The 11,319-nt window shown below is 69.8% G+C and carries 12 protein-coding genes; 5 read left to right on the forward strand and 7 right to left on the reverse strand.

The annotated features are described in order from the left end of the window. Positions 1-186 precede the first annotated feature (186 nt). Complete coding sequence (locus AB0C27_RS55225; RefSeq protein WP_357863193.1) at positions 187-1,269, forward strand: serine hydrolase; 1,083 nt, start codon at positions 187-189, stop codon at positions 1,267-1,269. On the opposite strand, the gene AB0C27_RS55230 is transcribed toward AB0C27_RS55225, so the two are convergent. The 5 genes from AB0C27_RS55230 to pstS are packed head-to-tail and all read right to left on the reverse strand — an operon-like array spanning position 1,238 to position 5,718. Beyond that, complete coding sequence (locus tag AB0C27_RS55230) at positions 1,238-1,936, reverse strand: response regulator transcription factor (RefSeq protein ID WP_357863196.1); 699 nt, start codon at positions 1,934-1,936, stop codon at positions 1,238-1,240. The genes AB0C27_RS55225 and AB0C27_RS55230 overlap by 32 nt on opposite strands. A 26-nt stretch (positions 1,937-1,962) precedes the next feature. Next, positions 1,963-2,739 (reverse strand): phosphate ABC transporter ATP-binding protein PstB, encoded by a 777-nt coding sequence (gene pstB, locus AB0C27_RS55235; protein ID WP_357863199.1) that lies wholly within the window; start codon positions 2,737-2,739, stop codon positions 1,963-1,965. Positions 2,740-2,754: 15 nt separating this feature from the next. Next, positions 2,755-3,630 carry a phosphate ABC transporter permease PstA gene (pstA, locus tag AB0C27_RS55240; protein ID WP_357863202.1) on the reverse strand — a complete coding sequence of 292 codons (876 nt, stop codon included), beginning with the start codon at positions 3,628-3,630 and terminating at the stop codon, positions 2,755-2,757. Then, entirely contained in the window at positions 3,627-4,607 is a 981-nt protein-coding gene (gene pstC, locus AB0C27_RS55245) for a phosphate ABC transporter permease subunit PstC (RefSeq protein WP_357863205.1), read from the reverse strand. Before pstC ends, pstA begins: the two co-directional genes overlap by 4 nt. 4 nt (positions 4,608-4,611) lie before the next feature. Then, the gene (pstS, locus tag AB0C27_RS55250; protein ID WP_346110372.1) at positions 4,612-5,718 is read right to left on the reverse strand and encodes a phosphate ABC transporter substrate-binding protein PstS; all 1,107 of its coding nucleotides are present in this window, start codon (positions 5,716-5,718) and stop codon (positions 4,612-4,614) included. Positions 5,719-5,838: 120 nt separating this feature from the next. Between pstS and AB0C27_RS55255 the strand changes: the two genes are divergently transcribed. Together AB0C27_RS55255 and AB0C27_RS55260 are read left to right on the forward strand one after the other, a co-directional pair. Beyond that, positions 5,839-6,312 carry a low molecular weight protein-tyrosine-phosphatase gene (locus AB0C27_RS55255; protein WP_357863209.1) on the forward strand — a complete coding sequence of 158 codons (474 nt, stop codon included), beginning with the start codon at positions 5,839-5,841 and terminating at the stop codon, positions 6,310-6,312. Then, complete coding sequence (locus AB0C27_RS55260) at positions 6,312-7,097, forward strand: fructosamine kinase family protein (RefSeq protein WP_357863212.1); 786 nt, start codon at positions 6,312-6,314, stop codon at positions 7,095-7,097. The genes AB0C27_RS55255 and AB0C27_RS55260 overlap by 1 nt, the downstream gene beginning before the upstream one ends. Positions 7,098-7,101: 4 nt before the next feature. Here AB0C27_RS55260 and AB0C27_RS55265 read toward each other — a convergent pair whose 3' ends face one another. After that, positions 7,102-7,935, reverse strand: coding sequence for a TetR/AcrR family transcriptional regulator (locus tag AB0C27_RS55265; protein WP_357863284.1), 834 nt, complete (start codon positions 7,933-7,935; stop codon positions 7,102-7,104). A 64-nt stretch (positions 7,936-7,999) separates the two neighbouring features. Between AB0C27_RS55265 and AB0C27_RS55270 the strand changes: the two genes are divergently transcribed. Next, positions 8,000-9,727 carry a right-handed parallel beta-helix repeat-containing protein gene (locus AB0C27_RS55270; RefSeq protein WP_357863215.1) on the forward strand — a complete coding sequence of 576 codons (1,728 nt, stop codon included), beginning with the start codon at positions 8,000-8,002 and terminating at the stop codon, positions 9,725-9,727. A 31-nt stretch (positions 9,728-9,758) separates the two neighbouring features. Here AB0C27_RS55270 and hisN read toward each other — a convergent pair whose 3' ends face one another. Continuing rightward, on the reverse strand, positions 9,759-10,556 hold the full coding sequence (gene hisN / locus AB0C27_RS55275; protein ID WP_357863218.1) for a histidinol-phosphatase: 798 nt from the start codon (positions 10,554-10,556) through the stop codon (positions 9,759-9,761). Between the two features lie 99 nt (positions 10,557-10,655). Between hisN and AB0C27_RS55280 the strand changes: the two genes are divergently transcribed. Further along, entirely contained in the window at positions 10,656-11,111 is a 456-nt protein-coding gene (locus tag AB0C27_RS55280) for a DUF4442 domain-containing protein (RefSeq protein WP_357863287.1), read from the forward strand. The last annotated feature ends 208 nt before the right edge of the window (positions 11,112-11,319 follow it).

The raw sequence follows: 11,319 nt of genomic DNA on the forward strand, positions 1-11,319 counted from the left end.
CACCGTGGCGGCCACCGCAGCACTCCCCGGAACTGCGCGGCCACCGTGGCTGTCACCGTCTCGGCGTCACTGACGACGCCGAGATGCATCTTCTCCCTTCGGAGCCCAGGCCCTGGCCGAAGCAACCTGGAGATCCCACAAGGGACGCTCTAGCGGCATGTTGGTATATGTCGTGATAATGATCACGTGGTCGAGGCCGTGGCGAAGGCGATACTGCGGCTGGTCGTCGTGCTCGCCCTGATCCTGCCGCTGGTGCCGGTGAACAGGTCGCAGGAGCCGGCCGGGGTCAGCGTTGCCGCCGTGCCCAGGGCTGAGAGCATGCGGGACGCGGTGCCCGAAGAGGCCGGGACGAGGCGTGACGTGCTGCCGGGGCCCGAGCTGGGGCGAGCCAGGGTGGCCGGCGACAGTTTGGGCAAGACGGCGGGGGACGGTCTGGCCAGGATCGGTGTCGGCGCTCGGGGCAGGGTCGGTGCGGGTGGTCTGGGCAACCTGGCTGTGGCGAGCGTGAGCAGGGAGGCTGTGCCCGGGGTCTCGGCCGAGCGGGTCTCGCGGCGGCTGGATCGCTTCCTGCGAGGGCGGCCGGGGCCGGTCACCGCCATGGTGAAGGACTTGGCGACCGGACGGGTCTACCGCTACCACGCCGGCGAACGGCTGATCACGGCCAGCACGGCCAAGGTGCAGATCCTCATGGCGCTGCTGCTGCGTACCCCGTGGAAGAAGCTTCCGGCAGAAGTCAGGCGGGACGCGGAGATGATGATCCGCTACAGCGATAACCACGCCGCGGACCGGCTCTGGACGCGGATCGGCGGGGCGGACGGGTTCAACCGGGCGGGGAAGCGGCTCGGGTTGAAGCACACGGTCGGCGTGCCGGGGCAGTGCGTCGATCTCTACTGCTGGGGGATCACCAGGACGTCCGTCGACGACCAGGTCAGGCTCATGGCGGCGCTGGTGTCCGGCAGGAGCCCGCTCAGGGCCGGTGACCGGAAGCAGGTGCTCGGGCTCATGGGTGAGGTCGTCGACGGGCAGAACTGGGGCATCAGCGCCGCCGCCTGCGACGGGGAGCGGGTGGCGCTGAAGAACGGCTGGCTCAAGCGGGTCTCCACCAAGCGCTGGGCCATGATCAGCGTGGGGCTGATCCGGGGCGGCGACGGCCGCGACTACGCGCTCGCCGTACTCACCGAGGGCAGCCCCGAGGTGGCGTACGGCGTGGCGACGGTCGAGGGCGTGGTGGAGCGGATCATGCGTGACTTCCGTGACTGCCGGGCGTGACCAGCCGATAGCCCACGCCGCGTACGGTCTGGATGAGCTGGTCGTCCTCGTCGCCCAGGCGCGCGCGCAGGCGTTTGACGTGCACGGCGATGGTGTTCGTCGAGGTGTTCGCGGCGGCGTGCCAGACGTGGCGCATGATCTGCTCGCGGGTGACCGTGCGGTCGGCGTTGCGCATCAGGTACTGGAGCAGCTCGAACTCGCGCAGCGGCAGGTGTACGGCGCGCCCGGCCACGCGTACCTGGTAGGCCTGGATATCCAGTTCGACCCCGCCGACGGCCAGGACCTTGCGTGACTCGGGCGAGGCGGCCTGGATGAACGGCAGCAGTTCGGGCACCCGGTAGGGCCTGGCGACGCAGGCGGCCGCCCCGGCGGCGAGCGCGCGCAGCGCCTGCTCGGCGTGTCCTTCGCCGACGCCGAGCAGCACCGGTACGACGCGCGCCAGCCGTACCGCGCGGACGAACTCGACCGCGTCGATGACCGGAAGCGTGGCCGAGACGAGCACCACGTCCGGGCTGAGGGCTCCCGCCTGCAGCAGCCCCTGTGCCCCGTCGGGCGCTCCTGTGACGGCCACGCCCTCGAGTTCGAGGGCCGTGGCCACGTCCTCTACGACCGAGTCGTCCGGGTCGGCGATGAGCAGCACGGGCTTGGTCCTCGTGTCCCCGTTCATCGTGGATGCCGCCTGCTGTCGGGTCATCAGCCGAAGCGCCCCGTGATGTAGTCCTCCGTGGCCTTCTCCGTGGGGTTGGTGAACATGCGGGAGGTCTCGTCCATCTCGATGACCTTGCCGGGTTTGCCCTGCTCGGCCAGGTTGAAGAACGCGGTCCTGTCGCTGACGCGGGCCGCCTGCTGCATGTTGTGGGTGACGATGACGATGGTGAACTCGTCCTTGAGCTTGGCCATCAGGTCCTCGATGGCCAGGGTGGAGATGGGGTCGAGGGCCGAGCACGGCTCGTCCATCAGCAGGACCTGCGGCTTGACCGCGATGGCGCGGGCGATGCAGAGGCGCTGCTGCTGTCCGCCGGACAGGCCGGCTCCGGGCTTGTTGAGGCGGTCCTTGACCTCGTTCCAGAGATTGGCGCCCTTGAGCGACTCCTCGACGATGGCGTCCGTCTGCGACTTGCTGACGCGGCCGTTGAGGCGCAGGCCCGCGGCCACGTTCTCGTAGATCGACATCGTGGGGAACGGGTTGGGGCGCTGGAAGACCATGCCGATCATCCGGCGCACGGAGACGGGCTCGACCGTGTTGGCGTACAGGTCCTCGCCGTCGAGCAGCACCTTGCCGTCCACGCGTGCGCCGGGGATCACCTCGTGCATGCGGTTGAGCGTGCGCAGGAACGTCGACTTGCCGCAGCCGGACGGGCCGATGAACGCGGTGATCGAGCGGGGTTCGATGGTCATGGACACGTCCTCGATCGCCTTGTGCGACCCGTAGTACGCGTCGAGACCCGAGACCTGGATCTGCTTGGACATTGTGCTGATAACCCCCTATCGGCCCCTGGCGGGCGAGCGCCACCAGGCGATCAGGCGCGCCACCAGGTTGAGCAGCATGACGATCAGGATGAGCGTGAGGGCGCCGGTCCACGCCCGGTCGATCGCGGTGTCGTTGGGGCGGGCCGCCTGGTCGAAGACGAACAGCGGCAGCCCCATCTGCGGCCCGGTGAACGGGTCGTTGTTGATGGAGTTGGTGAAGAACACCGTCATCAGCAGCGGCGCCGTCTCGCCCGCGACGCGGGCCACGGCCAGCATGACGCCGGTGACGATGCCGGTGAACGCGGTCGGCAGCACGACCTTGACGATGGTGCGCCACTTGGGGACGCCCAGCGCGTACGAAGCCTCGCGCAGGTCGACCGGCACCAGCCGGAGCATCTCCTCGGCCGACCTGACCACGGTCGGCATCATCAGGATCGACAGCGCGAGCGCGCCCGCCCAGCCGGAGTAGGAGAAGCCGAGGAACAGGATCCAGAACGCCAGCACGAACAGGCCGGCGACGACGGAGGGGACGCCGGTCATGACGTCCACGAAGAAGCTGATAGCGCGGCTGAGCCGGCCGTTGTTGCCGTATTCGACCAGGTAGATCGCGGTCAGCAGGCCGACGGGCACCGAGATGACGGAGGCGAGCAGGACCTGTTGGAGGGTGCCGATGATGGCGTGGTAGGCGCCGCCGCCGGCGTCCCTGGCGCCGATGCCGTTCATGGAGTGGGTGAGGAACTCCAGGTCGAACCGGGGCAGACCATTGGAGATCACCAGCCAGAGCACCGAGATGAGCGGCACCACGGCCAGCGCGAACGCCAGATAGACCAGGCCCTGAACGACCCGGTCCTTGATCCGGCGGCTGGTGGAGATGTGTTGGATCGCGGTCATGCGCCGGCCCTCGCGTACTCCTTGCGGCGGTTGATGATCAGGCGCGCACCCATGTTGACCAGCAGGGTGATGACGAACAGCACCAGACCTGAGGCGATCAGCGCGCCCCGGCCGATCTGGGTGGCCTCGCCGAAGCCGTTGGCGATGTTCGCGGCGATGCTGTTGGCGTGCGGGGTGAGGATCTGGAAGGTGATGTCGAAGGTAGCGGGGAAGATCAAGGCGACCGCGATGGTCTCACCCATGGCGCGGCCGAGGCCGAGCATGGCGGCGCTGATGACGCCCGGCCGGCCGAACGGCAGCACGGCCATCCTGATCATTTCCCAGCGGGTGGCGCCGAGGGCGAGCGCCGCCTCCTCGTTCATCTTCGGAGCCTGGAGGAACACCTCGCGGGAGATGGCGGCGATGATCGGCAGGATCATGATGGCCAGCACGATCGATCCGGCGATCATGGTCTTGCCGCCGATGGCGCCTTCGCCGGCGAACAGCGGGAACCAGCCGAGGTGCTCGTTGAGCCACTGCGACGGCGTCCTGATCAGCGGGATCAGGAACGCGAGCCCCCACAGTCCGTACACGACGCTGGGCACGGCGGCGAGCAGGTCGATCAGGTAGCCGAGCGGCGCGGCCAGCTTGCGTGGCGCGTAGTGCGAGATGAACAGGGCCACGCCCACGGCGATCGGGGTGGCGATGACGAGCGCGAGCGCGGAGCTGAGCACGGTGCCGAAGGCCAGGGCGGCGATGCCGAAGACCTGCTCGCCGTTGGGGTCCCAGGTGAGCTCCGTGAAGAAGTTCGCCTGGTTGGCGCGCAGGGCCGGGATCGCCTCGCTGATGAGGAACACGGCGATGGCCGCCATGATCCCCAGCAGGACGACGCCCGCGGCCGTGGACAGGAAGCGGAACGGGCCTTCACCGTGGCTGCGCCGCGAGGCGGACCGGCTCGTGGCCGGCCCGCCGTCACGGGTGCGTACGTTGGTCGCCATGAGGTCAGGAGATCGCCTCGACGGCGGTCCGGACCTTCGTCAGCAGTGTGCCCGCGAGCGGGGCGTAGCCCAGCTCCTTGAGCGCTGCCTGGCCTTCGTCGCTGGCGGTGTAGGTGAGGAAGCTCTTGACGATCTTCTGCTCCTCCGCGGCGAGGCCCTTCTCGCAGGTGATCTCGTACGTCACCAGGACGATCGGGTAGGCGCCCGCGGTCTTGGTGGCGTAGTCGATCGAGAGGGCGAGGTCGTTGCCGGTGCCCTTGATCTCGGCGGTCTCGACCGTCTTGGCCGCGCTCTCCGGGGTGAGCTCGACGAACTCGCCGGCGCCGTTGGCCACCTTCGCCTTCTGCAGCGAGGAGTTCTCGGCGTAGGAGAGCTCGACGTAGCTGATCGCGCCCTCGGTGTCCTTGACCGAGGAGGCGATGCCGTCGGAGCCCTTGGCGCCCTGACCCTTGGCCTCGGCCGGCCATGCCTTCGCGGGCTCGTGCGGCCACTCGGCGGTGGCCTTGAGGAACTTGGTGAAGTTGTCGCTGGTGCCCGACTCGTCCGAGCGGTGGAAGGCCTGGATCGGGGTGGAGGGCAGCTTCGCGTCGGGGTTGTCGGCCTTGATGGCGGCGTCGTCCCACTTGGTGATCGTGCTGTTGAAGATGCCGCCGAGCGTCTTGGGCGACAGCTGCAGCCCCTCGACGCCGGGCAGGTTGTAGACGACCGCGACGGGGCCGGTCACCATGGGGATGTTGATCGCCTTGCCGGTCTTGCACCTGGCGTCGGCCTGCGCGGGCTCGTCTTCCTTCAGCGCCGAGTCGGAGCCGGCGAAGGCGACCGTGCCCTGGATGAACGCCTGCACGCCCGCGCCCGAGCCGCTGGGCTGGTAGTTGAGGGTGACACCGGGGTTGGCGGCCGTGAAGTTCTTCGTCCACTCGGTGATCGCGTTGGCCTGGGCCGAGGAGCCCGCGGCGTTGATCGAGCCGCTGAGGGCGTTGTCGTTGCCCGCGGCGGCGGGCGCGCTGGCGGAGCTGGTGCCCGCGGCTCCCGCGTTGTTGTCTGTGCCGCACGCAGCGAGCGAGAGCGCGCCGACGACGGCGACGGCGGCGAGCCGGCCTGCATACTTCACGGTTGGGTCCTCCCACTTGGTCCTTAGTCGCCTCGAAAGTTATGCAGCGAAGGTGACTCAGACCCCCCAACCAGGGTGAACGTTCGGTGAACGCACCAGGTCACCCTCATGATGGGAGCTATGACTTATCGCGTATGCGTGGTGTGCATGGGGAACATCTGCCGTTCGCCGATGGCCGAGGTGGTGCTCCGTCAGACGCTCGAAACCCGCGGCCTGGGCGGGCTTGTGAGCGTCGAGAGCGCGGGGACCGGCGGGTGGCACGTGGGCGATCCCATGGACGAGCGCGCTCTGGAGATCCTCACCAGGAACGGCTACGACGGCTCCGCGCATCGGGCCCGGCAGTTCACCAAGGACTGGTTCGACCGTTATGACCTGGTCCTCGCGATGGATCGGGACAATCTGTCCAATCTGCGCAGGCTGGCTCCGGCCGGGGTGGAGGTGCGGTTGTTCCGCTCGTTCGATCCGGCGGCGGGGGAGGGGGCCGAGGTGCCGGATCCGTATTACGGGGGGAGTGAGGGGTTCGAGGAGGTGCTTTCGCTGGTGCGGGACGCCTCGGAGGGGGTGGCCGAGCACATCGCGGAGGAGCTCGGCTGATGAGGATCACTGATGATCTCGGGGCGTCGCACGGGTGGCGGCTGCGGCGGGGCGTGCTGGACGACGGGCGCGAGGTGTTCGCCAAGAACGGGAACGCCTCCGAGGTCTTCGCCTCGGAGGCCGCCGGGCTGCGCTGGCTGAGCGAGGCCGTCGCCGTGCCCGAGGTGATCGAGGTGGGTCCCGACCGGCTCGTGCTGTCCTGGGTACGTCAGGAGCCGCCGTCCGCCGGGGCCGCCGAGCGGTTCGGCCGGGCGCTGGCGCGGCTGCACCGTGCGGGGGCGGAGGGCTTCGGGGCGCCGTGGCCGGGGTTCATCGCCGAGTTGCCGATGGACAATTCACCCGCTCCCGACTGGCCGTCCTTCTACGGGGAGCGGCGGGTGCTGCCGTTCCTGCGTATGGCGCGGCTGCCCGCGGCGGACGTCGCGCTGGTCGAGCGGGTCGTCGAGCGCCTGGCCGAGGTGTCGGGGCCGGCGGAGGCGCCCGCCAGGATCCACGGTGACCTGTGGAGCGGGAACGTGCTGTGGTCGGGTGGGGGCGGGGTGCTGATCGATCCGGCGGCGCACGGCGGGCACCGGGAGAGCGATCTGGCGATGCTCGACCTGTTCGGGCTGCCGTACCTGGATCGGGTGCTCGGGGCCTACCGCGAGGAGTTTCCGCCAGCGGAGGGGTGGCGGGAGCGGGTGCCCCTGCATCAGCTGCATCCGCTGCTCGTGCACGTGGTGCTGTACGGGGGCGGGTATCGGGAGAGCCTGATGCGGGCGGTGCGGCGGGTGCTTTCGCTGTGAGCGGTCAGGGGCGTCTTCTGTTGCGGTACGCGCGCTGGCGGCAGGCTCGCGAGCAGTAGACGCGGGGGCGGCCCGAGGGGGCGGGCTCCAGCGGGGTGCCGCATTCCTGGCAACTGTCGTCACGGGTTTCGTCACGCTTGTTTATGAGGGCTTCGATGCCGTCAAGGACGCGGGCCAGGCCGAACTCGAAGGAGTCCTCCGGCTGGTCCCAGCCGCCGCTCTCCCACAGGTGGGTGAGGGTGGGGTAGCGGTCGAGGCGCTCGTACAGGGACTCGCGGGCGCCCCACCACTCCTGCTCGGACACGCCGCTGCGGCGCTCCTCGCGCTGGGTCTCGACCAGGACCAGGGCCTCGGCGTCCACGAAGCGGCCGACCAGGGCGATCGCCGCGATCACCTCGGACGGCCTGAGCGACGTGCCGGCCAGTGCGGCGAGCATGTGGTCGTAGTGCGCGACGCCGTTGGGCCCCGGCACGTGGCGGGTGCCGCGTACCTCGGCCATCCAGGGATGCCGCCGGCGCAGCTCCCACGCCTGCCTGGCGACCGCCTCCAGCCGGGTGCGCCAGCCGGCCTCTCCTTCCTGGGGCCGCGGATGCTCACCCATCACCTCGTCGAGCATCAGCTCGATGAGCTGCTCGCGCCCGGGGACGTGGCGGTAGAGCGACATGGTCGTGAAACCGAGCCGGTCGGCGACCTTGCGCATCGACAGGCCCTCCAGCCCTTCTGCGTCGGCCAGCTCGACCGCGGCGCGCACGATCCGGCCCGTGGTCAGCCCGCGCCGGGGCTCGTGCTCCTTCTCCCGCCACAGCAGCTCGACGCCGTCGTCCGGATCCCGTGTCATTGGCACCGTCTCAGTTTATGGTGTATTACTTCGTGTACAGCATAAACATCGAAAGGCGGCTGTCTTGTTCCCATTCCACGTCGCTCCGGCGGGCGACGACTCCTGGCCCGGCTCCGCCGAGCGTCCGTTCGCCACCCTCGAACGCGCCAGGGCCGCGGCCAGACAGGTGAGCGGGGAGGCCGTGGTGCTCCTCAGGGGCGGGACCCACGTGCTCGCCCGGCCCTTCGAGCTCACAGAAGCCGATTCGGGGACCGTCTACCGTGCGTACGGGTACGGCACGCCCGAGCGTGAGGAGGCCGTCGTCAGCGGCGGCCGGGTCATCACCGCCTGGCGGGAGGCCGATGGCGTCTGGCGGGCGGAGGTCGGCGACCTCGACACCCGCCAGCTCTACGTGGACGGCCGCAGGGCCCCGCGCGCCTCCGTACCCGGACTGCCGGGGGAGGCGGTCGCGACCGCGACCGGCTACGTCACCGACAGCGCGGAACCGCGCGCCTGGCGGGGGGCCGAGTTCGTCTACCGGGGCGTCTACCCCTGGACGGAGGCGCGCCTGAGCATGGCGGAGGCGTCGGCCGACGGGGGCTCGACGGTGATCACCATGGCCCAGCCCGGGTTCGGCCTGGCGACCGAGCTGTACAACTCCACCTGGGAGGGCGTCACCAACGCCGGGCCCGGCCTGCCCACACGGATCGAGAACGACCCGGCCTTCCTGCGCGAGCCGGGCACCTTCGTGCTCGACCGGTCGCGGCCGGGCGCGCACGTGCTGCTGTACCTGCCCCTTCCCGGTGAGGATCCGGCGCGTACGCGGGTGGTGGCGCCGGTGCTGGAGACGCTGATGAGCGTGGCGGGGGCGCGCGGGGTGGCGTTCGAGGGGCTGGTGTTCGCCGACGCGACGTGGTTGCGGCCCGGCCGGCCCGAGGGCTTCCCGCACTACCACGGCAGCGGCTACTACGAGGGAGGCGGCGTCGAGGTCGCGCACCTGGGAGAGGGGGCTTCCGTTACGTATCCATCGGATTCCGTCACGATTCCTGCCTGCGTGACGTTCGAGGACACCGACGCCGCGCGGATCGAGGGCTGCCGTTTCACTCGGCTCGGGGCTTCTGGGCTGGGGGTCACGGGAGGTGACGAGCTCGTGGTGCGCGGCTGTTCCTTCGACACGCTGTCCGCGGGGGGTGTCGTGGTGAGCGGCAGCCACGGGACCGAGATCGCGGACAACCTGGTGCGGGAGGTGGGGCTGGAGTTCAGCGGGTCGCCGGGGATCGCCGTCACCGGGACCCGCGGCTGCGTCGTCGCGCACAACGAGATCACGAAGGTGCCCCACTGCGGGATCGTGGCCGGGCCGGGGGAGGGGACGCGGATCCTGCACAACCTGACCGTGAGCACCATGGAGGTGCTGGCCGACGGCGGGGGCGTCTACCTGTCCGGGCCTCAGGGGGATTCGGCGGCCGGCGGGGCCGTGGTGCGGGGGAACGTCATCGAGGACGTGCGGACGCCGTACAACTTCGGGCTCTATGCCGACTACGGGGCCAGCTGGGTGACGCTGGAGGAGAACGTCGTCGTCCGGGCCGACAACACGGCCGTTCTGCACGTGGCGCCGCCGCTGGAGAACGTGGTCTTCCGGGGGAACGTCTGGGACGCCGACCCGATCGGGCATGAGAACCCGCCGGAGGGGGTGACGTACGAGGGGAATGTGACGGTCAAGGACGAACACGAGCTGAACGCCGCCACGGCGACGATCCGGTCGCTCGCCGGCCGCCGCTCGGCTTCGGAGGGGGCACCGCCGGTCGAGGGCTGAGCGCGTGCTGCGGGCTCCGCCTCCCGCGTGCCTAGCCTTTGACGATGGTGCCGTTGAGGCGGTCGATGACCTCGGTGTGCAGGACGCCGTTCGTGCAGACGAGGCTGCCGCCCTCCAGACCCTTCACGCCGGCGACGTCGGTCCAGATGCCGCCGGCCTCCTCGACGATGACCGTGAGCGCCGCCATGTCCCACGGTGAGAGCTCGGGCTCGGCCGACAGGTCCACCGAGCCCTCCGCGACCATCATGTGCGACCAGAAGTCGCCGTAGGCCCGCGTGCGCCAGCAGGAGCGGCTCAGGTCGAGGAAGTTGTCCAGCTTGCCGGACTTCTCCCAGCCGCCGAAGCTCGAGTACGAGAACGAGGCGTCCTCAAGGGTCGACACGGACGACACCCGCATGCGGGTGGCCTTGGTCAGGCTCTTGCCGGTCCACGCCCCGCCCTCGGCCGCCGCCCACCAACGCCGGCCGAGGGCGGGGGCCGACACCAGGCCGACGACGACCTTGCCGTACTCCATGAGCGCGATCAGCGTCGCCCAGACGGGCACGCCGCGCACGTAGTTCTTGGTCCCGTCGATGGGGTCGATGATCCAGGACCTGGCGCCCCATCCGGTCTTGCCGAACTCCTCGCCCACGACCGCGTCACGTGGTCTGGCGCGGCGCAGCGTGCCCCGGATGGCCTCCTCCACCGCGCGGTCGGCGTCGCTGACCGGCGTCAGGTCGGGCTTGGTCTCGACCTTGAGGTCGACCGCCTTGAACCGTCGCATGGTCAGGTCATCGGCGGCGTCCGCCATGACGTGAGCGAGTCGAAGATCATCCGAGTAACCCTGCACGATCGCCCACGCTACCGTGTCGGATATACGGAGCATCAGTCGCAGACGCTCCTTTTCTGGTAACTCTCGTTTCAGTTACTGGCCAGTAGCATGTCCAGCATGTCGCTAGATATCGGTGATCTCCTGCTACAAACGGTCCCCTTTGCCCGCACTTTGGGCCTTGTTTTCGATTCGGTGGAAGAAGGTGTGGCGATTTGCCGCGTTCCTGACCGTGAGGACCTGCGCAACCACGTGGGCGGGCCGCATGCGGGGGTGCTCTTCACCCTCGCCGAGTCCGCGTCGGGGGCCGCCATGCTGTCCCTGTTCGGCGACCAGCTCAGCCGGGCCACACCACTGCCCACCACGGCCACCATCGCGTACCGGAAGGTGGCCCAGGGCGAGATCCGGGCCGAGGCCCGGCTGCTCGCGGGGAGGGAGGAGGTCGTGGGGCGGCTGGAGGCGGGGGAGCGGCCGGAGTTCGACGTGGCGGTGTCGCTGACGAACGAGGACGGGGTGGCGGTCGCGGATCTGACGGTGACGTGGACCCTACGCCCGAACCGGCCAGTGGCGGCGTGATCTGGTCGGCTTGTGTCGGGTGTCTGGCGGGGGCGTCGCGGCCGTTTTTCGTGGTCTGAGGGCGTTGTGATCGGGTTGCCTGACGCGGTCTGCGGGCGGTGCTGCCCGATCGCCTCGCGTGGCCTGGGGCGGCGTGACCCGATCGCCTCACGCGCGGTCTGCGGGTGCCATGACCCGGTCGTCTTGCGTGGTCTGCGGGAGACCTACC

This window comes from Nonomuraea sp. NPDC048882, from assembly GCF_040649755.1.
Taxonomy (GTDB): Bacteria; Actinomycetota; Actinomycetes; order Streptosporangiales; family Streptosporangiaceae; genus Nonomuraea; species Nonomuraea maheshkhaliensis.